The organism is Candidatus Binataceae bacterium, assembly GCA_035294265.1.
Lineage (GTDB): Bacteria > Desulfobacterota > Binatia > Binatales > Binataceae > DATGLK01.
In genome coordinates this window covers 1-24109 of sequence record DATGLK010000016.1, presented here as the reverse complement: position 1 = coordinate 24109, position 24109 = coordinate 1, and the positions used below count along the sequence as shown (strand labels likewise).

The following is a 24109-nucleotide window of genomic DNA, read 5'->3' as shown; positions in this document are numbered from 1 at the left end:
GCCCTCGCGAGGGCAGGGAAAGTTCGCTATCAACGTTAGCAACATCGGGCACAGTGATCCCGATTCTCCAAAATTATCCTGGGCTTTAAGCCATGGGAGATCAGCATCATGAGCTGTAGGGTGGCGGCAAACTGGATGCGACGGGTTGCGAAGACGGCGATCATGATGCCGGCGCTGGTGATGGTGCTGGCGGCGGGCGCGCCGGTCTGGGCCTTCGACACCACCCCGCTCAACTGGGATGAAGTCTTCGCGCCCTGGACCAAGGCGATTTCGGTGGAGGGCGCGCTAGCCCATTACGGCAGCCGACTACCCGGGGATGGCATCCAGGCCTGGAATCTGGCCGGGCGAATCTCGTTGTTCCCCTTTGGCAACTTCGACCTGCGCCGGCACAAATATTTGAAGTACCTAGGCGGTGCATTTGAGTTGGGTGCCGAGCCGATGTTTGCGCATTTTCGCAACAAGGGACAGAATTTCGCCGGTTTGGGCGTGGCGGGCCATTACTATTTTACTGGCATGAGCTTTTATCGCATCGTGCCCTGGATTGGTGGTGCGGCGATCCCCGGTGGCTCAGACCTCGATCTGGGCACCGAGACCGGGGGCACTCGTCTGACCGGTCCGTTTCTAGCCACGATTCAAGGCGAAGCCGGCGCTTCTTATTTTGTAACCCCTCGCCAACTCGTCTATCTGGGCTTGCAGGCGGAGCATTTCTCCAACGCGATGCTCAATGGCACCTATCACAACTACTCACTCAACACTCCTTGGGGCGGCGTTCTCGGCTATACCTTCCTATTCAAGTAGCGGCCTGGCGGCTGCCTGAGCGGCAAAGCTGTGTCAAGCTTACGCGCTAGCGCCGCGTTTCTTAAGTATTTGACGCGGCCAGCTGCCAGGATGTCATCCTGAGCGAAGCGAGCGGAGGCGAGCGCAGTCGAAGGATCTCGGACAGGTTGCTAAGTCGCAGTGGTGCCGGGCGGCCCGGCCCGCGCAAACGATGGGCGGGTACGGCGGCACCGCTAGGCCCAAGCCGGTAGCGTTTCTGCGACCCCGAAACTCTCCACTTATTTTGGAGACGCCAGCGAGCAATCCGACGCTGGAGCACCCAAGACCCGTGCTTGAGTTGTCGGCGGGAAGTTGAAAACCTTGGTCCATTATCTCTGAAAGGGTGGAAGTTCCCATGCGCCTTGAGGGCAAAGTGGCAGTGATCGTTGGTGCTGGTCAGAGTCCAGGTGAAGGAATCGGCAATGGGCGCGCCACGGTGCTGCGCTTTGCGCAGGAAGGGGCGAAAATTCTCGCCGTCGATCGGGACCTGATCTCGGCTGCCGCAAGTGCCGAGATGGCGATCGAGGCGGGCGGTGAATGCGTTCCGTTCCAGGCCGACGTCACGCGTGAGGCTACGCTGGCGGCGGCTGTGAATGCCGCGCTCGAACGCTGGGGCCGACTCGACATCCTGCACAACAACGTCGGCGTGAGTCTGGCTGCGGGCGACGCGCCGGTGACGGAGATTAGCGAGGAGATCTTCGACCGAATCTGCGCGATCAACCTGCGTGGCGCAATCATGGCGTGCAAGCATGCTCTGCCGATCATGCGCCGGCAGCGTGGCGGCGTGATTATCAATATTTCCTCTACCGCAGCTTATGAGGATTACCCCACGGTCGGTTACAAGGCGACCAAGGCCGCGCTGATCGCTTTCACCCAGCAACTGGCGATTCAAAACGCCGAATTCGGCATCCGCGTCAACGTGATTTTACCCGGACTGATCGACACGCCGATGGCGGTCGACACCCGCGCCCGGGTGTGGGGCAAAAGTCGGGCGGAAGTAGTCGCGATGCGCAATGCGCGAGTTCCTTTAGGTGCTCGCATGGGCAGCGCATGGGACGTCGCCAATGCGGCGCTTTTTCTTGCCTCCGACGAAGCCGGCTTTATCACCGGAGCCGCGCTGCCGGTGGACGGGGGTCGGTTGCTTAAGGTCGGATAGGGTGGCGCGAACCCAATATTCCAATCGTCGCACCGACGGGATCGCGCAATGGCCGTCGCCAGCGCGGCTAGGGTAAAAGTCAGCAAGCACCACGGCTACTTCTTCAGCGAACTTCAAACATGAATTGCCGCAATTCCACCGTGGTCGTTTGACCGCTGACTACTCGTGCGAATGCTTTGGCTCTGGGACCAAGCACCTGGTAAGTGCCTGGCACAGCGCTGAAGCTGAACGACCCGTCCTTGGCGGTCACCGTTTGCGCGACTATCTTCCCGTTGCTGGAATTGGCCAGACGTATCTGCGCCGCAGGCACGCCCCGCGGTTGCGCCGACTCCCCGTTAGCTCCGGGAATTACCACCAGGCGTCCCCGAATCGAGCCGATGGCGGAGGATGCGGTCTGGTCGGCTCGGACGATGGCCGGGCTCGTCACGCAGGCCGCGCAAAGAAGCATCCAGATGGTCCAACCAATGAAATGCGACATAATAAAGAGCCAACCTAAAGCTAGGGCGAATGGCAATACTCCCGGCTGGACGGTATTGCCGGTTGACCAGGATTTGCTTGAACCTACGGATTGAGCGCGAGCGTCCCTAGGTTGCCGGGCAGTCCCGAGACCTGCAGGGGTTGGCTGCTGGCCGCGATCCAAACCTGAGTCACGGCCTACGACGATGTGCCGATCGGAGTGGGGTTATGAGTCAAACTCGCTGTTACAATCGAGGTTGAAGTAGCACTCGCGGTTGAGATGGAAACCGGAGTTAGGCTCGGCTTGGAGGATGATGAGCTGCAGCAACCGCTTTGTGCGACCAAGGCAGCGAGCAGGACCATCGCGGGCAGCCAGCGCCGGGTGCCAGAAACAATCAGTAGGACCAGCCCGAACGCCGCCAGGCCCCGCCACCTTGGCCGTGCCCATCGGGTGATCGTTCTCGCGCGCGGCCTGGTAAGCGGCCACGCGCTTGCGATCCTTTAGTCGCCAGCCGGGCTTTTTGGGTAGGGCGGGCGTAGCCGCTCGCCCTACCCGCCGAGGTGACTTCAGGCCGCGGCGGGTAGGCCCGGCGGCAGGATGTCGGGCTCCCTGAGCACTTCGCTGCGATAGACTTCGGAGATCGAGGCCCAGCGCAGGCGCACCGCGGTCTCGCATACCTCCAGCAGATGGTCGCGCTCGGCGGGGTCAATATATTTGGTGCACAGCTCGAGTTGGCGGCGGCTGTGTTCCTCGTCGGCCTCGGCATGCTCGACGAAGAAGGCGATTTCGGGCGATTCCAGGGTGTAGCCGTAATATTTCTGAAAGGCGGGCAGAGTGATCTCGCGATTGAGCGCGACCTGCTGCCCCTCTTGGGTGGATTGCATCGCCAGGGTCACGCCCATCGATTCCACTCGCAAGACATGGGCGTAGTGCAGCGCGCGGGCCCACCAAGCCGGAGTAAGCTTCAGGTGTTCGACTTGGTCGCGCGAAAAGCCTGCGGCCTTGCAGAAAGCGAAGATCATCTCGTTGTGATCGTGGGGTTTATGCCCGGGGCGCGGGATCGCCAACAGCCCCTCCTCTTCGGAAAGATTGCTGGCCACCGCCTTGCGCACGTCCAACGGCGCCCGCGAATAGAGCAAGCCCATCGAGGGCAGGGCGTAGGAGACGAAGCGGTAATGGCCAGCCATGTACAAACCCAGCGCGCGCAGCGGCGCCTTGCCTTGGGCCATGTCTTGAAACAGAGGATGGCGCTTGGTGTGCCAGCGCTCGCGCAGCGCGATGACTTCCTCGACGATTTTCGCCTTGTCTGACATTACGAACCTCCCACGCTGCGCCGGCGCGGGCAGGCCGGCGGGTGAATACAGTCTTCCATAGCACAATTCGCGCGCCGATCGATCGGGCGGCGATTGGATCAGGCGCGAGTGCGAGAAGCGGCTCGCCGGCGAGCGGCGGCTGGTTTGGCGCGCTGGGCAATTAGCCGGCGCATCAGCACCGATCCCGCGTCCAGCGAGATATTGACGGTGGCGGCGTTGGGATTGTCGATCATCGCCTGCTGCTGAGCCTCGATCACCGCCTTGTCCTCGCCGAAGATGCGCTCCGAAGCGTCGTGCAGCTCCCGGGTCAGCTCCTGATCGTCAAGCAGAAAGTTGCGCGTCGCCGACCAGAAATACCAGCTCGTGGTAGGAGTGGCGGGGGTTAGCGAATTGAGCTGCATCAGGCTTACTGCGCGGCTGAAGTCGCCCTGGCGCGCACCGCTGTTGGCCTCGGCCACTCCCACGTGCAGCACGCAATTGCTGGGCGGCACGAACTTGACCACCTGCCAGCGGTCGCAGCGTCCCTGCCAGCCGCGAGCGCGCGCGATCATCTGGCGCCAGAACGGGGCTGGCGCATGATCCAGAATCCAACGCGTCACAGTGACGCCACCATCGACGGCTGCGGTTTCGATTGGGGCGGCGGGAATGGCCTCGTTTCCCAGCGAGGTGGGATGGACGTAGGTCTCGTGGGTCAGATCGAGCAGGTTGTCGATCACCAGCCGGTAATCGCAGGCCATTGGCAACAGATCTCCGGCGAAGGCCCAGTTGGGGTCATCGTTCCAGTGCAGATCGGGTATTTGCGCCGGATCGGCCTGCGCCGGCTCGCCGATCCAGACCCAGATCAGGCGATGCCGCTCGAACAGTGGAAAGCTGGCCACGCGCGTGCGGGCGTTGGGCTGCTGCAGACTGGGCATGTGGACGCATTGCCCATTGGGGTCGAAGGTCAGGCCATGATAGCCGCAAACCAAGCGATCGCCCTCCAGCCGGCCGTGAGAGAGTGGCAACAGGCGATGGCAGCATAGATCCTCTAGCGCCACCGGGCTGCCATTTTCGCGCCGATACAAGACCAGCGGGCGATCGCAGATGCGCCGCGCCAGCAGGTTGCGGCTTACTTCCCAGCTCCAAGCCGCTGCGTACCACGCGTTGCGCATGAACATAATTCGCTCTCCCTGAAAGATGGCTTGCGATCGTCAGCGATTGCTGCTGGCGGTCAGGGAAATGTCGCACAAGCCCGGATTGTTGGCATGGTAGCAAAAGTTCGCCAACTCGCCGGGGCGAGTGTTATCCACCACGCGGGCCGGGCAGAACCAATGACCGTTGGCGCGGAACAAGGCGACCGCATAGAACTGCCCGCGTCCCACGATGGCCGAAGAGGGGCTGTCGCCACGCAAGGGATAGCTGCTGGTGACGGTGAAACCGTCGTGACCACTGTTGATATTGAACTTCATCAGGAACACTTCCCATTGGCGTCGATCGTGCCGACGCACGGTCAGTTGTGCCTGGTTGGGGGAGGAGAAGACCGGCTTGTCGCGGCACAGCCATGGCCGCGGCTGCGCCGCTTGCACGGCAAGAGGGGCTGACATCGCCAGCGCCAGCAGGCTTAATGCCACCATCCATTGTCTGGCCGGGAAAGCTCTCTTCTCCATTCGACCCTCGATCCTCGCGCTCATCGCTATCCTCTTGTGCCCTTACGGCTGGGGATCTTGTCAAGCTACGTTAACGGCAGCTTAGGGGCTGCGCCAGAGCTTGCCCGCCGCTCAGCCGGCGGCGCCATGCAGATCGCCAGGATCGCTGGACAGTTCGGCCGCTATCCGGGCCATCAGGGCCCGTCCGGAGAATTCGGGAAGGTCGGATAGTTCGATAATCGGACAGGCGACTTGGGTTCGCAAATAACCCACCGCCCGGCGCGCCGTCGCGGCACGGATTGCCTGTTGCCGAGCCAGCGCGTCGAAGTAGGCCAGATGCGGATTGCCGCGCAGCGCCGGGCTGCGCCGCAGCCGGGCCAGGTCGGCGGCCGTGTACGAGAGTTGGCTGTAGCGATTGAGAAAAATTGCTTGTACCGACAATTCCATCCGTAACAGTTCCTGATAAGTTTCGCGGGTCTCGCGCAGGGCCAGCGGTTCGGGCGTGGTAACCAGCAGCAGGGCACAGTGTTCGCGTGCGTGCAGCAGAGCGGCGATATGACGGGCCTCGCGCCCGACCCGACTGTCGCCGAAGCTGCGCGCGGCCGCCTGCGGCATCCGCAATAGATTGAGTGCGTGACCGCTGGCGGCGGCGTCGAACACGATGTTGGTCCAATGGGGCCGGCCGCCCTGGCCCAATTCCGCCTCGTAATAGACCTTTCCCAGGACCATCAGTTCGCGCAGTCCGGGCGCGGCCAGGGTGAAGTATTGAAACAGGCGGCTGGGAGTGATGGTGGCCAGCAGAGCGCGCGGCACCACCAACTTGAGATATTCCTCCAGCGCTTGGCGCCCTTCCAGCCGCATCACCGACAGGTTATGGGCTGCCGCAACCGGCGCATAGGAGGGATGGGCCCCCAGCAAGTTAGCCAGTGGCGCGTTTTCGTCGGTCTCCATCGCCAGGGTCGCGCCGCGCCGGCGCGAGGCCAGCCAGGCCAGGGCCGCGCTCAAGGTGGTCCGTCCCACCCCACCCTTTCCAAACAGGATAACGAGGCGCCGGCTCAGCAGCTCGTCGATCATCGGGTGCAAGGGAAACCGCCGCGGCTCTGTGCGAGAGCGCCCGCGCCCTTACCAGCGCAGTACGCTGGCGCCCCAAGTTAGGCCGCCGCCGCAGGCATTGAGCAGGATCAAGTCGTCGGTATGAATTAGGCCGGCTTGGCAGGCTTCGTCTAGGGCGATAGGGACCGAGGCCGCCGAGGTGTTGCCATAGCGATCGAGATTGGTGAAGACCTTGTTGGATGCGATTCCCAGCCGTTCCGCGACTGCGGTCAAAATGCGCAGGTTGGCCTGATGGGGCACTACCAGATGAATATCGGCGACGCTCAGGCCGGCCCGTTCGATTACCAGCCGGGTGATTTCCTCCATGCTTTTGACCGCGACCTTGAATAGTTCTGGTCCGCGCATCTTGAGCGCATCGGCGGGTTCACGGCGTGTTTGAGCGTCGGCGGACGCACGTGTGCCGGTGGCTCGCACCGAGAGCAGATTCCAAGCCTCGCCGGCGGCGCGCAATTGAGTGTCAAGGATGCCGCGGGGACCGGGCTCAAAGGCCATCACCGCCGCACCGGCGCCGTCGCCAAAAAGGACAGCAGTGCGCCGATCGCTCCAATCCACCATGGTCGAGAGCGCGTCCGCCCCTACTACCAGCACTCGCTTCCAGCCCCCGCCGCGCAATGCATGGTCAGCCACCGCCATCGCGTACAGAAAGCCGGAGCAGGCCGCGGCTACATCGAAGGCGGGTATCGAACTCAGCCCCAGCTCGCGTTGGACCTGGCAGGCGAAGGAGGGAAAGGCGTATTCCGAGGAGACCGTGGCGGCAATGATTGCATCGAGCTGCGAACCCTCCAGGCCGGCGGCCTGAAGCGCCTTACGACTGGCCGCGGTGGCGATATCCACCAGCGATTCGGCGTGGCCTAGGAGATGGCGTTGGCTTATCCCAGTGCGGGTCTTGATCCATTCGTCGGAAGTATCCAGGCGGCTTTCGAGGTCGGAATTGGTTAGACACAAGGCCGGAAGCGCACGGCCGGTGCCGATAATCCGTGAACCCATGGGTATGGTTTCCTGTCAGTTTTCGGTGTGCGGGGCGAAGGCCAGCGTGGTGTTGGTCCCGCCGAAACCAAAGGAATTATTCAGCGCCAGCCTGATCTTGGCCGGCCGCGCCCGGTTGGGAACATAATCCAGGTCGCATTCGGGGTCGGGATACTCCTGATTGATGGTTGGCGGCAGCATCCCGCGGCTGATCGCCAACACCGTATAGACCGATTCCACCGCGCCCGCCGCGCCCAGTAGATGGCCGGTCATCGATTTGGTCGAGCTGACCGCGATTTGGGCCGCGTGCTCGCCGAAGATTTGCTTGATCGCCTGGGTCTCGGCCAAGTCACCCTGGGGCGTGGAAGTGCCATGGGCGTTGATGTAGTCAACTTGGTTGGGGTCGAGGTCGTAATCGCGCAGGCACAGTTGCATGCAGCGCGCGGCGCCTTCGCCGTTGGGTGAGGGCGATGTGATGTGGTAGGCGTCGCCATTGGTAGCATAGCCGACAATCTCCGCCAAAATGGTTGCGCCGCGGGCCAGGGCGCGCTCGCGTTCCTCCAAAATCAGGATGGCGGCGCCGTCGGACATCACGAAGCCGTCGCGTTCACGATCGAAGGGACGACTGGCGCGTTGCGGCTCGTCGTTGCGGGTGGACAGCGCGCGCATCACCGCGAAGCCGCCCAGTCCCAACGGTGTGAGCGCCGCCTCGGTGCCGCCGGTGATGGCGGCGTTAAGGTAGCCCTGCTGGATCATACGGAAGGCCTCGCCGATCGCGTGGCTGGCAGAGGCGCAGGCGCTGGTGGTGGTCAAGTTGATGCCCTTGGCGCCGTAGCGGATGGCGATATTGCCCGGGGCCAGGTTGCTGATCAGCTTGGGAATGAAAAAGGGCGTGACCTTTTTCAGCCGGGTGGCGAGAAAATGTTTGTGATACTCCTCGATCGTCAGCAGACCACCGATGCCCACCCCGACGATAACCCCGATTAACTCAGCCTCTTCGGGTTCGAACTTCAGCGCCGATTCGCGCATCGCCTGCTCGGCACTGGCCATGGCGTACTGGATGAATAGATCCATGCGCCGGATCTCCTTGCGGTCGATCCAGTCCTCGGGGTTGAAGTCGCGAATTTCACCGGCGATTTGGCTGGGGAAATCGCTTACATCGAAGCGTTCGATACGACTGATGCCCGAGCGCCCCGTCATCAGCGCCTCCCAGTTACGCTCTACCCCGGTCCCCAGCGGCGTCACCAGCCCCGTCCCGGTCACCACAACTCGTCGATTCAAAATCCGTCTCATCGAGGAGGACCCTCGTCGGTCCTGAAGCCTTTTATTGTTTACTATTCGGCCGCTTGCGTCGAGTGCTGCCGCTCGCCCGCGCCGGTGGCTCTGCGTTTAGCCTTGAAGCAGTCGCAGTTCAAGAGAAGAATAAGAAAGGAACGCGGCTGAGCCGTAAAGTCAGCGGCGCGTTTTAGATAATCGGCCGGCGGCAGGGCGGGAGGAAGGGTCTGAGGGAGCGCAGCCTCGCGCTCAGTGCGCCGTCGCGCGATGGAGGGTTCGTGGCACTGGCAAGTGAAATCGACGAGGCCTTGAACCAGGCCCCGCTGGATGAAGTTTGCGTTAATTCCATCCGGGTGCTGGCGATCGACGCAATACAGCGGGCCAATTCCGGCCATCCCGGTCTGCCGATGGGCGCGGCGCCGATGGCCTATGCGCTGTGGAACGGCTTTTTGCGCCATAACCCGGCCCATCCCAAATGGTACGGCCGCGATCGCTTCGTACTCTCCGCCGGCCATGGCTCGATGTTGCTCTATAGCCTGCTGTATCTGACCGGTTACGACCTTACGCTTGATGATCTCAAAGCTTTTCGCCAGTTGGGCAGCCGCACTCCGGGCCATCCCGAAAGTCATCTCACCGCGGGGGTGGAGACCACCACCGGACCGCTGGGGCAGGGCTTTGGCAATGGAGTTGGGATGGCGATTGCGGCCCAACACCTGCGCGCGCGTTTCGCCCGTCCCGGTTTCGAGCTGTTCGATCATCGCATCTTCGCCTTGGTCAGCGACGGCGACATGATGGAAGGAGTCGCCAGCGAGGCGGCTTCGCTAGCTGGCCATCTGCAACTGGGCAACCTGATCTATCTGTACGACGACAACCACATCACGATCGATGGGTCCACCGCCATCACCTTCTCCGAGGACGTCTGCAAGCGCTTCGAGGCCTACGGCTGGCATATCCAGGTGGTCGAGGATGGCAACGATTTGACCGCCATCGGGTCGGCCCTGGCGCGCGCCTGCGCCGAACTGACGCGCCCCTCGCTGATTCGGGTCCGCACCCATATCGGCTACGGCAGCCCCCATCGCCAGGATAGTTCCGAAGCCCACGGCAAGGCACTGGGAGCCGAAGAGGTTAAGCTGACCAAGCGCAACTACGGTTGGCCGACGGAGGCGGAATTTTATGTGCCGGCGCGCGCTCTGGCTCATTTTCGCCAGGCCCGCGATCGCGGCGCCCGTTGGGAGGCAGAGTGGAACGGCGCGATGGAGCGCTACGCCAACCGTTATCCGCAGGAGGCGGCCGAGTTCCGCCGGATGCTGGCAGGCGAGCTGCCCTCGGGTTGGGATGAAGCGCTACCTGAATTCACCGTCAAGGATAACCTGGCCACTCGCGAGTCCGCCTCGCGCGCTCAACAGGCGATTGCCGCGCGGCTGCCCGAATTGTTCGGCGGCTCGGCCGATCTCAACGAATCGACCTTTACCGACGTCAAGGACGGGGGCGATTTCGAGCCGCAAAATTATGGCGGGCGCAACCTGCACTTCGGTATTCGCGAGCACGCGATGTGCGCCGCGCTCAACGGCATGGCCTATCATGGCGGAATCATTCCCTACGGCTCCAGCTTCCTGGTCTTTACCGATTATTGCCGCGCCTCGATTCGCCTGTCGGCGCTGGCCGGGCTGCACGTTATCTACGTGTTCACCCACGATTCGATAGGCTTGGGTGAAGACGGCCCCACCCATCAGCCGATCGAACATCTGACCTCGCTGCGCGCCATTCCCAACCTGGTCGTGATTCGGCCGGGCGACGCCAACGAAGCCGTACAAGCTTGGCGCGTGGCCCTGACCCATCGCGGGGGGCCGGTGCTGCTCGCGCTTAGCCGCCAGAAGGTGCCCACCCTCGATCGAGCAGCGATGGCACCCGCCACCGAGTTGAGCAAGGGTGGCTATGTGCTGTGCGAGAGCGCGGGTAAGCGGCCCGATATCATCTTGATTGGGACGGGCGCCGAGCTTCATCTGGCGGTGGAGGCCAAAACTGTGCTTGAGCGGCAAGGGGCGGCGGTACGGGTCGTCAGCATGCCCAGCGTCGAGCTGTTCGCCGCCCAAGAGCGCGCCTACCAGGAAGCGGTGCTGCCAGCGGCGATCAAGCGGCGGGTGGCGATCGAGGCGGGAGCATCGCTGAGCTGGTACCGTTGGGTGGGCAGCGACGGCGACATCGTGGGGATCGATCGCTTCGGAGCCTCGGGTCCCTATACCGAGGTTTTGAAGTATTTCGGCTTCACGGTGGAAAATCTGGTCGAGCGTGCCCGCCGTCTGTTGGCGGGTTGATATCCCCAGGGCGCGGCTCGCGATGTTGGGCAGGCTAGGCGCCAGGGCCAGTCAAGTGCTATTTTTATCCTCCAAAATCCCACTGCCGGCGGTCTTGGGACGCCGATGGCGTGGAGTCAGTGGAAGGCCAGGTTGAAAGAGCCCGAAATCATCGTTTTGGCAGACGGCAGCGCGATGGCGGTGCGCGCAGCCGAGGAAATTGTCCATTTCTCCGGCGAGGCGATATGCACCCATGGCCAGTTTTCCCTGTGCCTGACCGGCGGCAACACTCCAGCGCCGATTTATGAGTTGATCGCCACCCGCTTCCATCTCAGCGTGGATTGGAACGCGGTCCAATTGTTCTGGGGCGATGAGCGCTGTGTGCCTCCAGACCATCCCGCGAGCAACTACGGGATGGCCCAGCGCACGATGCTCTCCAAGCTCAGCCTGCGTGCCGACCAGGTTCATCGGATGCGGGGCGAGGATCCGCCCGAGGAGGGTGCGCGTGCCTATGAGGAGCTATTGCGCGAGCAGTTCGGATTGGAAGAAGGCGAGGTGCCCCGTTTCGACCTGGTCCTGCTAGGGTTGGGTGACAACGTTCACACTGCCTCGCTCTTTCCCGGTCAGCCCGCGTTGCATGAAAGCACGCGTCTGGTGGTGCCGGTAGATGTGGATGCCGAGCCGCGCCGCCGCCTGACTATGACCGTGCCGACGCTCAACCAAGCCGCGCGCGTGATGTTCATGGTCGCGGGCGAGGGCAAAGCGCAGGCGGTTAAGGCCGCCCTGCAAGGGCCGCGCGATCCGGAGCGCTTTCCAGCTCAATTGGTCGCACCCACCCACGGGGAAGTGATGTGGGTGTTGGACAAGGCTGCGGCGCGTCTGCTGAGCTGACGGCGCACGCAATTTGGGGGACTTGAATGGCTTGGTTTCTGCGCCATTGGACAGCGACCCTGGTAGTGGTGGTGTTGGCGGCCTGGGCGCTGTTGTACGTGCCGGGCACGCCCAGTTATGCGGTCTTTCAGTTAAAGCAAGCTATCGACGCGCGCGACGGTAGTCGCGCCGTGCGCTTCATCAACTTTCCCAAGGTGGTCCGCAGCGCCGCGGCTGAGATCGTCGCCCAGCAGGTGGGTCACAACGATCCCCTGGGTAGCGTGATTGGCAACGGCGCCGCCCAATTGTTCAGCTCGCCCGCGGCGGAGTTGGCTCGCAGTTGGGCCGAACGCGAGGTCGATCAGGGGGCGCGCAGAGTACAGATGCCGGCGACTGCGTTAGTGGCGGCGCTGGTTCTGCTCCATCGCGAGGGTGACCAGGCTTCCACCCGCTTTCGCGATCGCCAGGGCCGGCTATGGGACATTCGCATGGCCCGCAACGCTCAGGGGCGCTGGCAGGTGGTCGAGGTCAAGAACGTTCAGCAATTGCTCGCCAGCCTGCAGGGCGCGCCCAACTCAGCGGCCTCGGCCTCGCCCTGAGCTGGGGCGCTAGGCTCTTTAACCGCCATCAAGCGCCATGTAACGTAAAGCGGCGTGGCATCTTAGGCGCGCGTCGTGCGCCCCGGTTTAAAATAGAATTATGCGTCGTTCGGATTTGCGCAATCTGGCAATTATTGCTCACGTCGATCACGGTAAGACCACTCTGGTCGATGGTCTGCTGCGGCAGGCGGGCGTCTTTCGGGCCAACGAACAGGTGATGGAGCGGGTCTTGGATTCTTTCGCGCTGGAGCGCGAGCGCGGTATCACGATCATGGCCAAGAATACCGCCCTATTCTGGCGCGGAGTGAAAATTAACATCGTCGACACCCCCGGCCATTCCGATTTTGGTGGTGAGGTCGAGCGCAGTTTGTCGATGGTGGATGGTGTGATGCTGCTGGTGGATGCGTCCGAAGGGCCGATGCCGCAGACCCGCTTCGTGCTCAAGAAGGCGCTGGAAGCCAAGCTGGGAACCATCGTGTGCATCAACAAGATTGACCGCCCCGATGCCCGGCCCGTGGCCGTACTCGATGAGATCTACGATCTGTTCATCGACCTGGGCGCCGACGAGGCCCAACTGGAGTTTCCCGTCCTCTATACCAGCGCTCGCCAAGGCGTGGCTTCCTACGACGCGCAACAGGTGGGCACGGACCTGGCGCCGTTGTTTGAGACTATCGTGGCCCATTTGCCCGGTCCCGAAGTGCAGGCTGAGGCGCCCTTGCAGTTTCAAGCCAACAACCTGGGCTATAGCGATTATGTGGGCAAGCTGGCGATTGGCCGAATCGTGAGCGGCGCCATGCGCGCCGCTGCCAGCGTCGCCCATATTGGGCGTGACGGGGTGGCGAGACCGGTTAAAATCACCCACCTGTATACTTGGCGCGGCCTCAATCGAGTGGAGGTCGAAGAAAGCGGGGCAGGGGATATCGTGGCAGTGGCCGGAGTGAGTGACATCGACATCGGCGACACGCTGGGCGCGCTGGATGCGCCGCGCGCGTTGCCGCCCATTCGGATCGATGAGCCTACTGTGGCGATGACCTTTTCGGTCAACGATTCGCCGTGGGCCGGCCGCGAGGGAGAGTACGTGACCTCGCGCAAACTGCGTGAGCGCATCGAGTACGAGGCGCGCACCAACGTGAGCGTGCGGGTGGAGGAACTCAGCCCGGACTCGTGGCGGGTGGTGGCGCGCGGCGAGCTATCGCTGGCAGTAATCGTGGAGACGATGCGACGGGAGGGTTATGAACTACAAGTCTCCAAGCCCACCGTGATCACGCGTACCGATAACGGGGTGCTGCTGGAGCCGATGGAGTTGGTGATGATCGATTGTCCCGACGACTACATCGGAATCATTACCCAATTGCTGGCGGCCCGCCGCGGTCGCATGCGTGACATGAAGAACACCGGCGGTGGGCGGACGCGCTTCGAATTCGAGGTGCCCTCGCGCGGCATGATCGGCTTTCGCAACTCTTTTCTGACCGATACCCGGGGCACCGGCGTGATGCACGCGCTGTTCAATGGCTACGCCCCGTGGTGCGGGCCAATTCAGGCGCGGGCCAACGGCGCGATGGTTTCCGACCGCGAGGGAGTGGCCACCGCCTACGCCCTGTTTCATTTGCAGGAGCGCGGGGTGATGTTCATCGGGCCCGGTCAACCGGTTTATGAAGGCATGGTGGTGGGCGAATATTCACGCGAGATCAACCTGCCGGTCAACGTCTGCCGCGAGAAGAAGCTGACCAATATCCGGGCCGCCGGCCACGACGAGGCAATTCGGTTGACCCCGGCGCGCGCACTCAGCCTGGATCTGGCTTTGGAATGGATCGATGAAGAGGAGCTGGTAGAAGTCACGCCGCAATCGGTGCGCTTGCGCAATCGGGTGCTCAAGACGGCGCTGCGCAACAAACATCGGGCCGCCGCGACGGAATTAGCGGCTGCGGCCCGCACCTGAAATCAAGCGCGTGGTGGTCCGGCGTCGGCCTATTGCCTCTCCTAACGATCTTGAGCCGAAGCCGCGAGGTGGTCGATGGCACGCCTGCCGCGCTTAGCATTATGGTCGATCCTGTTTGTGCTGGGCGCAAGCCTGGTCGCTGGCTATGTGTTTCGCGCGCGGCTTGAGCGCTTGGGCAATCGAAAGTTAGCCGCCCTGATTGTGGCGCGCGTGGCGGCGCAAAGCGGCGTTCAGATAATTGCCACCGCCACCACCACCAGTTATTGGGGCCACCTGCGAGTCTATTTTGACCATCCACTGCTCGTACGCGGGGGACGGGAGCTGTGCCGCCTGAGTCAATTGACCCTAGTGTTCAGCTATCACGCCTTGCTGTTCAATCACGGCCTGCCCTTGCTGGCGATCGATTTGCGCGCACCTTGGCTGAGCTTGTCGGGAACGGGAGAGCCTCCCGTTGCGCGCCCCGATGCTCACATGGTAGCTCAGGTCCGCGCCCTGCTGCGTGAGCTGGCGGGAATCACGCGCGACGTCGAAGTGGAGGGCGGCCAAATCGAACTGGCCGACGGCCGCCCGCTGGCTCAGGATGTGCGCGTCAGCGCTCAGCGCCCCTTGCTGCGAGTCTCGCCCTGGCACATCGACGTATCGGCGCGGCTCCGGCCGCCCGACCTGCTCCCACTGAGGGCGCATCTAGAGCTACAAGTGGATGCTCGCCCAGAGCATGCCGCAAGTCCGCTGGCACGGGGGACGCTCTGGTTGGCCCAGGCGCGCCTGGATGGTTTGGCCATGGGTGGCGTGCAACTGAGTGGCGCACTGCAAGCCCGAAGCACGCTCACAATCGACGGGCAGGGGCAGCTCGAGGGCGCGCTCAACACTCAGGTCGCCCATCTGCTGGTCGCGGGCACGCGCCTGCGCAGCCCGCTCAGCGTCCAGGACGCATGGCTTAACACCCAGTTTCTGGCGACCCCTGACCAGATTTGGATCCATGCGCTCAGAATCGGGGTAGGTACCAAGCCAGCTTTGGCTTCAGCCCAAATTCGGCTCGCGCCGCAGTTTGCCGATCCGACGGTCAGCTTCAACTTGAGCTTGGCTCCGGTGCCGCTGACTTCGATTGGAGAGTTGGCGCAGCGGGTTAATGGCCTGCCCAGCGGCGTGGTGCGCATCAGCCAACTGCCCAGTGCCGGCACTCTGACATTGGATGAAGCGGCGGTGAGCGTCAGCCCGCGCCAATTACAGACTTGGACGGCGGCGCAGTGGGTGCACAATTCACGCCTGGAGATAAGTCTGGCCGGCGTCTCGCTTAAGTCGCAAACTCTGCGCTCGCTGCCGGACAACCGTTTGGACGGTCAGCTCAGCCTGCGCAATGGGGTGGTCAGCTTGACCCAGGCCCAGGCCCAACTGGGCCAGTCCGTGTTCAGTAAAATCGTACTGCAGGCTGAACTTTCACGCCGCCTGCGCCGAATAGCTTATCACGGCGCGCTAGCCGCAAAGTTGGATTTGGACAGCCTGTTTCCGCTGGTAATCGATAACCTCCCGCCAGTATTGCTGGCCGAACTGCATCCGCTCAAGGCCCTGGGTGGCCGTGCCGACGGCAGTGCCCAGGTGCGCGGGCAAGTGCGCGACTTCAAGTTACTTTCACCTGCCAGCTATGCGATCGTGGTACGTCCCTCCGCCGTCAACATGGAGCTCCGGCGCGAGCCCGCCCATTATGAGATTGTCGGCGGAAGCCTGAGACTGTCACCGCGAGGGTTGGTGGTTCGACGGATGGACGTGGCGGCGCGCAACGGTCACGCGATCGTCGATGCCGAGTTGGCTCGAATTGGGGCGAACCAGCAATTTGCACTGGAGCACTTGAGCCTGGAATTGCATCAGATCCAAGCCCAGGACTGGCTGCCCCACGTCGTCAGCCCCAAGGTAGTCGCGGTGCGTGGTCCCGTCGGTGGGCGGGTGAGCGTAAATCGCGCGACGTCCAGCGCTCACTTAAGCATGACCGGCGCCCTGACCATTGGCCCGGGCAAAGTGAGCTTCGGCTTTTTGCGCTCGCCCATCGTGCTAATCAATGTCGCTTCGGTCGCGCTGGCCCAGGGCGGCTTGACTCTAACGATGCTAGGCACTCGCTTCGAGGGGGCGCCATTGGACGTCAGGGTGAAAGTGCCCGACCTCGCGCAACCCGAGTTTCACATCGACGCGACCGCGCAGCGGCTGGACATCGGCGCCATCAAAGCGATTCGAATGCCGTGGACTCCGCCCACCCCGCCCAGCAATGACGACAACCGCTACGTGGTTCATCTGATCGCCGGCAATGCCACCTTGGGTCGGCTGGAGATGAAGGACTTGCAAGCCGATTTCACCCGCGGCTACAACCAATGGCGGGTTTCCAACATGCGCGCCGAGGCTCTGGGTGGCCGAATCACGATGGAACTGCGCGGGCGCCATTCCGACGATTGGGTCGATATCGGCGCGCGCCTGATTGGAGTGCAGGCGGCCGCGCTCCAGAGTTTGGGCGGCTGGCACCAAGCCATCCTGACGGGGAGCGTGGACGGGCAATGTTCGCTGACGGCCGATACCGACAACGATTTCTTCCAAACCCTCGCCGGCTATCTCTCGGTGCAGGTCCGCAATGGACTGTTAAAGCGCTTCACCCTGCTCTCCCGCATGCTCAGCTTGGTCGATATCAGTGCTTGGCTGAACGCCCGAGTACCCGACCCGCGCGTGGCCGGCGTCCCCTTTCAGAGCATCACCGCCAACTTCAGGGGCAGCGCCGGCGTGTTCGCCACCGACGACTTCCTGCTCGATGGTCCGGTGATGAAGATAACCGCGGCAGGTAAGCTGGCTCTGATCAACAACACCCTCGACATGCAGGTCGGGATGCGCCCCTTTCAGCTCCTGGATACCGTGTTCAGCAAGATTCCCCTGATTGGCGCGCGACTGGCCGCCAGCCAGAGCGGAATCGTGGCAGCCTATTTTCACGTCACCGGTCCGGTGACCAATCCTAGGGTGCTCCCGGCCCCGATTACCTCGATCAGCAAGCTCTTGATCAGGACCCTAGCGATCCCCATTAATTTGATTCGTCCTGACACTGTGCGTTGAACCTGGGAGGCAAGCTCTCAATGCTCGAGCTGACTTTGGTAAGCCGCGATCAGTGCCACCTGTGCGAAGAGATGGAGCGGATGCTGGTGGGCGAGTTACGCCATTATCCGCACCGCTTCAGGCGGCTGGAGGTCGGCGCCGAACCCGGGCTGGAGGAGCTTTATGGAACGGAGGTCCCAGTGCTTTTGATCAACGGTCGCAAGGCCTTCAAATATCGCTGCACGCCGGTCCAGTTGCGTCGCGCGCTGGCGCGTGCGGCCCGCTTGTTGCCGTGAGCGTTCCGGCCTTGCTGGTGTTGGTAACCGTGCCCGACCAAGCTGATGCCGCCGCGATCGGCCATGCCCTGGTGGAAGAGCGCTTGGCGGCCTGTGTCAACCTGATAGGCCCGATCCGATCGATCTATCGCTGGGAGGGAACGGTTGCGGACGAGGGCGAGTTTTTGCTTTTGATCAAGACTCGCCCCGAGCTGTATACAGCGCTCGAAACGCGGGTGCGGGCCTTGCATTCCTACCAAGTGGCGGAAGTCATCGCCGTGCCGATCGAGCGCGGCTCCGCACCCTACCTGCAATGGCTGGCACAGGCTACAGGAACGCCTGGCCGCGGCTCTCCCCAATGAGCGAAGGCGGCCGTGCTAGCAACAAACTCCTGCGTGAAATAAGGCTCGCCTGTATGGCCTTTCTCCCTTTCTTCCCCCATGATGTGTCATAGCGGAGGGTGAAGATGGGGGTGACCGCAGGCTGCGCCGTGCCGGCCTTCACAACCCCCTTTCCCCACGACGCGGGGGGAAGAGAGAGAAAAGAATGTCCTTGCCATAGCGGCCGATCATTTTGCTGCGTAAGCGAGGTGCCAACAATTTTGTCTTGTGCATAATTCCTTTAAACATAATCAAAGCCCTGATGCGTCCCGAGGAAATCCGAAAATGAGAAAAATTGCTGGCCGCCAAACCAAAATTGCTAGCCTGCTGGTCGCGGTGGCGTTCGGAGGAGCTGGCCTGTGGCTACCGGGGGGGCCGCTCCAGGCCGCATTGCTTGCGGTCAGGGGAGTTTTGGCCCCGGTGGCCTATGCTGCCCCCGCGGGTAGTAACGACCCCCACGGATCGGCAGGCTCTCCACCGCAAGAGTCGCCGCAATTCCTGAAGATCCTGAATACGATTCCCGGCGGCGACGTGCAGCCGTGCAGTGTCCTGGCCGATCCTTACCCGTCCTTTAACGGGGTTGCGATCGATCCCAAGGCCCGCCTGGCAATCCTGACTGACCCCAATTTGCGCAGTGCCATGATTTACGATCTCGACGTCGCCGCCGCGCCCCAAGCCAAGGGAATCACGCCGCGCAAGGCGTGGGTGCGCGGGCCGGCGACCTGGCTTTCCTTTGCTACTGGGGTGGCACTGGATCCGGTGCGCCAGCGCTTTTATGTGACCGAAAACGACTGGGGCGACGATCTGGCCAATTTTCCCTATACCGCCAACGGCGATTACAAGGCGCACGTGCTGGCGATTCCCCATGGCACTTACGGCATCGGAATCAGCCAGCGTTACGGTCAAATCGCGCTGGCGATAGAGCACTCCATTCAGATCGCGTTTTTCAAGATCGGAGCGCAGAACGCCGACCCGCCGCTGCGCTCCATCCGCGGCCCGCACACCGGCCTGGCCGATCCGCACGGCTTGTTCTGGGACGAGAAGAACGGCGAGATTGTGGTGGCCAATTACGGCAATTGGTCGCAAGGACAATGGGATCGGGATTATCCCGGCGGCGGCCATTACTATCCCCCTTCAATTACGGTTTACAAGGACGATGGCAAGGGCGACGTGGCCCCGCTGCGGGTGATCGAGGGCAGCAAGACCCGGCTTAACTGGCCCACCGGGGTGATGGTCGATACGAATCATAACGAGCTGTTTGTAACCAATCAGGCGGCCAACCAGATCCTGGTGTTTGCGCGCACTGCCAGCGGCAACGTCGCGCCGCTGCGCGTGCTGGGCGGGCCGCGCACGCTCATCAGCCATCCGATGGGAGTGGCCTACGACCCCGTGCGCGACCAGATTTGGGTGGCCAACTACGGCCACACCGCCGAAGTGTTCGCGCGTGCCGCCGGTGGCGATGCGGCTCCGTTGCGGGTGATTCGCAATGCGCCGGCGGGCACTCCGGAGGCGGGTTTTGGCGGTCCGTCGGCGATTGCCTACGACAGCCGGCGTGATCAAATCCTGGCCACTAATTGAATCAGCGATCCGCGTATCGCGGCATTTGCCCGTGAGGCAAGTGGAAACGTACTGCCGGCAAGCGTGATCGAAGGTCAGCATACCAAGCTGACTCGAGTCGCCCACGGAATTGACTACGACCCGGTTCATGACTTGATCGTCGCCAGCGAGCCGCTGGCCAGCTCGATTGTAACCTATCGCGGCGGCAGCAACGGTGACGTGCCGCCCGTGCGCGTGATTCAGGGCACGCGGACCAAAATTCATTCGCCCTGGCAGGTGGCGGTGGACAGCGCGCATAACGAGATCTGGTATGCCGACTTCGGCGGCGGTTACGTGGCCGCCTTTCCTTTGATGGCAAACGGCGACGTCGCGCCGTTGCGGACTATCCGCGACCACGAGGACGGGATGCGCGGAGTGTCGGGCGTGGCGGTCGACCCTGAGCGCAATTTGGTGTTCGTGGCCGCGCGTAGCGCGCATGCCCCGGGCGCGATCTTGGTCTTCGATCGCTTGGCTGATGGCGAGAGTAGCCCGCGCGCGATAATCGCCGGTCCGACCACCGGTATCACCGGTTTGTGGCACGTGCAGGTGCACGGTGGCAAAATTTTCGCTTCCATCACCGGCAACGACTACCGGCCGCCTTACGATTCGGGAGGCTACGCGCCAGTTGCCGATTGTAAGGGGCCGATCTCCGAGTACGCGCCGCGTCCGCTGGGCTTCATTGCCATCTGGAATGAAAACGACCATGGCGACGTGCCGCCTCGTGCGATCATCCGGGGCCCTTCCACCGGTATTACGACCATCACTGGGCTAGCGATCGATCCGATCCACGGCGAGGTGTTTACCCGCGGGACTCTCAACGGAGTACTGGCATTTTTGATTCCAAATTTTTTCTAGTTTGGTCTTTTAACCCTAAAGGCGGACCAGTATGCCGCACTCAGGTTGCGCTCTCACCGGCGCGGCGTGCTGGCTGCCCTCTGCCGCAAAGAAGCGGGCGAGGGGAGAAAAGTCTGAGGCAACTAATCCCATATAGCCTGTGAAAAAGTAAAACAATAGCCGCTCTATATATAAACTAGGATAAATAAGAAAAGCACTTCGTGGTCGAAGAAACCGCTACCTACTTAGTGAGTAGGACAGCATTGCCCGCCCATAGTTGGCGGTGCGGAGCCGCCCGTCATACTGTAACGGCTAAGCTGTTGCCAAGTCGTTCGGCTGCGCGCCTGGTTTAGCGCATAGGGGAGCGTGGCTGCCATCGTCCAGCGACGCCAGATCTAGTACGAAGATAAGGGTAACAATTTAGGCGGCTTAGGGCGTGCAGCAGGAGGGTATATCGCGGCCGGCCTTGTTTCTTCAAGGCCGGCCGCGATACGGTTGGTTTACTGGGTGATCTCGTTCAGGCCGGCAGGGTTTCCAAAGCGATCGTAATTGACGAATCGCTTGGGAGCTTCCTGATTGTACCAGAACCCAGTCATCGGTGGCAGCAGGTTGGAGTTGTCGAAGTTCTGGAAGTCGGGATTGATGTGCGCCCAGACCCCGCTATAGAAGGAATAGCCGTTGGTGCCAGGAACCCGCTTGGCCGGGTTGTAGTTGTACTGACCGCGCCAGAACTTGCCATTCTGATCGAAGTCGTCGTACGCGATGGACATGGTCTGCTCTTTGTCCAGCCAGTCGTAGTGCTGCGCCTCGCAATAGCCAGCGGCATGAGCAGGCGTACGCTGCATTGCAAGCTGCAGCCAAGGGCGGGCTTCCCAATGGCCGCCTATCTTAGGGGTGGGGAAAATCCCGTAATGGATTTCCCAATTGTGATAATCCCCGGCCTGCTTGAAGCGGTCCTCCGGCACAATGTAGGTGATCTCGTACTTGGTGCCTAGGTACTGGGCCTTGAACCAGGTTGGGGGCAACTGGACGCGAGAGTGGTCGTCGTAGCTGAAATTTACGTTGGCCACGAACGGTGCGCAGCGCGCGGCTTGGGATAGCTGCAGGACGCGGCGAATGCTGGGGATATAGGCCCAGTTGTCGGGAATCCGCGAGGGATCCATGTAGTCCCATTCCACCCCGGCGATATACTGGAGCTGGGTGGGATACAATTGTTCGGTGTAGTTGGTGAAATAGACTCCTTTATCTTCTCCGGGCGAGTTTGGAATGGTCATCGGATAGACTGCGTCAGTGTTAGCTTCCACCACGTAGTCCATGGTGTAGGAAGAGCCCTCGAAGCGGTTGCCGTAGCGGTCGATGCTTAGGGTGTGGACCCCATAACCCACCATCACCGCCGGCTGATACTGAAAGTAAGCATCATACATCAGTTTAAAGCCGGCCAGGGGGTCGTTACGGTCCAGCTTGTCGTAAGGGAACGGCATCCCGGCGATGTACCCCTTGATGTTGTAGCTGCCGTCGCCGGTGGGAACCAGTCTGACCTGCTTGCTGTATTTTTCGGTGGCGTCCCAGTAGGTGGAAGGTACCGGATAGGATTGCGTCGGCGCGATTACGATTTGGAGATCCGGTGGCATGCTATTTTGCGGCGCAGTTTCGGTACATTCGTGCTGCCAGCCGACGTCGAAATGGTCGAGATACTGCTGGCAATTGGCCTTGGTGATGACGGTGCCAACCGGCACCTTGGCGAACGGATCCGCGTGAGCGGTGCTCAGCAGTCCGAAGGAAACAACACCCACACAGAGGGCGAGAATAGCCCTTTTGTTCATGGCAAAACACTCCCCACAAAAGCGGTTTTAAGAGAAATTATGCTTGCTAGAGAATCGGAAGGGAGGTGAACGGCGCGTTGTCAGCTCCGGGCGGCGCCATCCTTCGCGCCAGTCGGGGCAGATCGATCGGATTGGCGAAAAGCCCAGGTTCCGGGCGCGGTCGCAAGATAAGGGGCGGACGCGAGAGGATCTCCCCGATCGGCATCAGGCGGGCTCGAGCGTTGGCAAAGTCGGTATTCGAGACCGTGTTGGCGCAATCTTCGCAAACGCACTTGCTGGCGGTGGTCACGGCCACCCCTCGTGGCGAACACAGCATCCGCACTCCGGTGCGTTCGCTAGGTAGCAGAGCCACGCTCACCAAGCTCAGCGCCAAGAGCAGCCGAGTCAGGTTCTGCAGCAGCGTGAATGGTTGTTTCGCTTGCAAGGAACCGCGCTCCAATTCTTTCTGATACCACGCCCGCGTTTTGCAAGCTAGCGACTAAAGGCGACCGTCTTAGTACCAAGGCAAGGAGGGCGGCGGGTCGAAGGGATCGATGTTACGCCAATCCACGGTTTTTTCGTAGCGAATCGCCATCGCTCGCACCCGCCCATAGTCGGGCGAGTGCTCCTGGCCAAAGACCGGCTGGCCTTGCTCCAGCTTGCGCAGCCCCTCAAGCAATAGCCGGCGCACCCGGATTACGATGCTGTCGCTGGAGCCCAGATATTCGCGGCTGCGATCGACAATGGGACCCATTGCTTCCTCGACCGCGAAATCCTCATAGATGAAATTACGCGTGATGCCCGTGAAATGCCCCTCCCGCATGGCCGCGCGGTCTTGATGCCACAGATTGTCGATACTGCCTAGATCACCGCAGAAATTGTTGGGGTCGCCCCGTTTTCTTATGCCCTCGATGAACTGATTGTCCTCGGCCAGGGGTTTGTCGGGGTGGTACCAGAACAGCCATTGGGCGTTCCAATGGTCGTCGATCGGAATCGCGCACATCGCGAAATTGGGCTGTGGGTGGTCGTTGGGAATAAAGGAAAAGTAGGGCAGTACGACTTCGCGGATACGGGTATAGAAGGTGCCATCATCCAAATCGCGGATTGCCGCTTCGCGGAAACCATAGGGCCGTTCCATCACTTCGAACAGCGGAGCGGTGCGAGTGGCTAAGCGCGTGGTGGTGGTACGAGGACGCAGCCAGGATTGATGCAGAATCCCCAGATGGGCCGAGTCCAGCACCTGCTCGAAGGCCTGCAGCCAGTTGCAATGCACGCTGCCGCGAATGGCGTAACAATGCGAGGCGGGAAGACGATTGAATTCGAAATCGAAAAAGCGCGGCGGTGTCGCAGCCGTTCCAAGGTAGACCCAAATCGCTCCACCCGCCTCACGCACCGGATAATGGCGTACGCGTACCTTGGCGGCGAATTCGGCCCGTCGCTCGGGTGGCTCGGAGGGCACTTCGACCACCTTGCCCGAGACGTCGATTTTCCAACCGTGAAAGATGCAGGTCAGGGCGTTGTCTTGATTGCGCGCCAAGGCCAATGAAGTGCATCGATGGGGGCAGCCTTCGTCGAAAAAGCCCACCTGTCCATTGCTTGAGCGGAAGGCGACGAAGTTCTCGCCCAATAACCGCACCCGTATCGGTGCACCGTCGGCCTCCACTGCGGCGGAACGCAGGGCCGGAGTCCAGAACTCCCGCAACATCCGCCCCATTGGTGTGCCCAGCCCCACTCGC

The 24109-nt window shown here is 62.0% G+C and carries 21 protein-coding genes; 11 read left to right on the top strand and 10 right to left on the bottom strand.

All coding sequences use genetic code 11. From position 1 onward, the window contains the following. Positions 1–108 precede the first annotated feature (108 nt). The gene (locus tag VKV28_02850) at positions 109–798 is read left to right on the top strand and encodes a hypothetical protein (GenBank protein HLH75723.1); all 690 of its coding nucleotides are present in this window, start codon (positions 109–111) and stop codon (positions 796–798) included. 373 nt (positions 799–1171) lie between these two features. Continuing rightward, positions 1172–1972: an SDR family NAD(P)-dependent oxidoreductase gene (locus VKV28_02845; GenBank protein ID HLH75722.1), complete on the top strand. Its 801-nt coding sequence runs from the start codon at positions 1172–1174 to the stop codon at positions 1970–1972. Positions 1973–2075: 103 nt separating this feature from the next. Here VKV28_02845 and VKV28_02840 read toward each other — a convergent pair whose 3' ends face one another. The 7 genes from VKV28_02840 to fabF all read right to left on the bottom strand — a co-directional run bounded on the left by VKV28_02840 (position 2076) and on the right by fabF (position 8739). After that, the gene (locus VKV28_02840; GenBank protein HLH75721.1) at positions 2076–2450 is read right to left on the bottom strand and encodes a carboxypeptidase-like regulatory domain-containing protein; all 375 of its coding nucleotides are present in this window, start codon (positions 2448–2450) and stop codon (positions 2076–2078) included. Positions 2451–2995: 545 nt separating this feature from the next. Beyond that, a complete protein-coding gene (locus tag VKV28_02835) occupies positions 2996–3742 on the bottom strand; it encodes an iron-containing redox enzyme family protein (GenBank protein HLH75720.1) in 747 nt (248 codons plus the stop codon). Positions 3743–3840: 98 nt separating this feature from the next. Continuing rightward, entirely contained in the window at positions 3841–4899 is a 1059-nt protein-coding gene (locus VKV28_02830; GenBank protein HLH75719.1) for an aromatic ring-hydroxylating dioxygenase subunit alpha, read from the bottom strand. A gap of 33 nt (positions 4900–4932) precedes the next feature. Continuing rightward, positions 4933–5412: a hypothetical protein gene (locus VKV28_02825; GenBank protein ID HLH75718.1), complete on the bottom strand. Its 480-nt coding sequence runs from the start codon at positions 5410–5412 to the stop codon at positions 4933–4935. Positions 5413–5499: 87 nt separating this feature from the next. After that, a complete protein-coding gene (locus tag VKV28_02820) occupies positions 5500–6441 on the bottom strand; it encodes an ArsA family ATPase (protein ID HLH75717.1) in 942 nt (313 codons plus the stop codon). Between the two features lie 48 nt (positions 6442–6489). Beyond that, positions 6490–7467 carry a beta-ketoacyl-ACP synthase III gene (locus VKV28_02815; GenBank protein ID HLH75716.1) on the bottom strand — a complete coding sequence of 326 codons (978 nt, stop codon included), beginning with the start codon at positions 7465–7467 and terminating at the stop codon, positions 6490–6492. Positions 7468–7482: 15 nt separating this feature from the next. Beyond that, positions 7483–8739, bottom strand: coding sequence for a beta-ketoacyl-ACP synthase II (gene fabF, locus VKV28_02810; GenBank protein ID HLH75715.1), 1257 nt, complete (start codon positions 8737–8739; stop codon positions 7483–7485). A gap of 260 nt (positions 8740–8999) precedes the next feature. On the opposite strand from fabF, the gene tkt reads away from it, so the two are divergent. The 9 genes from tkt to VKV28_02765 all read left to right on the top strand — a co-directional run bounded on the left by tkt (position 9000) and on the right by VKV28_02765 (position 20592). Continuing rightward, entirely contained in the window at positions 9000–11036 is a 2037-nt protein-coding gene (gene tkt, locus VKV28_02805) for a transketolase (protein HLH75714.1), read from the top strand. A 132-nt stretch (positions 11037–11168) separates the two neighbouring features. Further along, complete coding sequence (pgl, locus tag VKV28_02800) at positions 11169–11906, top strand: 6-phosphogluconolactonase (protein ID HLH75713.1); 738 nt, start codon at positions 11169–11171, stop codon at positions 11904–11906. Positions 11907–11932: 26 nt separating this feature from the next. Next, a complete protein-coding gene (locus VKV28_02795) occupies positions 11933–12484 on the top strand; it encodes a DUF2939 domain-containing protein (protein HLH75712.1) in 552 nt (183 codons plus the stop codon). Between the two features lie 100 nt (positions 12485–12584). Next, on the top strand, positions 12585–14423 hold the full coding sequence (gene typA / locus VKV28_02790; protein HLH75711.1) for a translational GTPase TypA: 1839 nt from the start codon (positions 12585–12587) through the stop codon (positions 14421–14423). A gap of 75 nt (positions 14424–14498) precedes the next feature. Continuing rightward, complete coding sequence (locus VKV28_02785) at positions 14499–17507, top strand: AsmA-like C-terminal domain-containing protein (GenBank protein ID HLH75710.1); 3009 nt, start codon at positions 14499–14501, stop codon at positions 17505–17507. 20 nt (positions 17508–17527) lie between these two features. Then, positions 17528–17782, top strand: a complete 255-nt coding sequence (locus VKV28_02780) for a glutaredoxin family protein (GenBank protein ID HLH75709.1) — start codon at positions 17528–17530, stop codon at positions 17780–17782. Further along, positions 17779–18123 carry a divalent-cation tolerance protein CutA gene (gene cutA / locus VKV28_02775; protein HLH75708.1) on the top strand — a complete coding sequence of 115 codons (345 nt, stop codon included), beginning with the start codon at positions 17779–17781 and terminating at the stop codon, positions 18121–18123. Before VKV28_02780 ends, cutA begins: the two co-directional genes overlap by 4 nt. 303 nt (positions 18124–18426) lie before the next feature. After that, a complete protein-coding gene (locus VKV28_02770) occupies positions 18427–19719 on the top strand; it encodes a hypothetical protein (protein ID HLH75707.1) in 1293 nt (430 codons plus the stop codon). A gap of 63 nt (positions 19720–19782) precedes the next feature. Further along, the gene (locus VKV28_02765; GenBank protein ID HLH75706.1) at positions 19783–20592 is read left to right on the top strand and encodes a hypothetical protein; all 810 of its coding nucleotides are present in this window, start codon (positions 19783–19785) and stop codon (positions 20590–20592) included. Between the two features lie 479 nt (positions 20593–21071). Here the strand turns inward: VKV28_02765 and VKV28_02760 are convergent, their stop codons facing one another. From VKV28_02760 to VKV28_02750, 3 genes are all read right to left on the bottom strand, one after another. Next, positions 21072–22394 carry a DUF1329 domain-containing protein gene (locus tag VKV28_02760; protein HLH75705.1) on the bottom strand — a complete coding sequence of 441 codons (1323 nt, stop codon included), beginning with the start codon at positions 22392–22394 and terminating at the stop codon, positions 21072–21074. 46 nt (positions 22395–22440) lie between these two features. Then, positions 22441–22818, bottom strand: coding sequence for a hypothetical protein (locus tag VKV28_02755; protein ID HLH75704.1), 378 nt, complete (start codon positions 22816–22818; stop codon positions 22441–22443). Between the two features lie 69 nt (positions 22819–22887). Next, a partial coding sequence (locus VKV28_02750) for a Rieske 2Fe-2S domain-containing protein (GenBank protein HLH75703.1) occupies positions 22888–24109 on the bottom strand: 1222 nt, incomplete at its 5' end.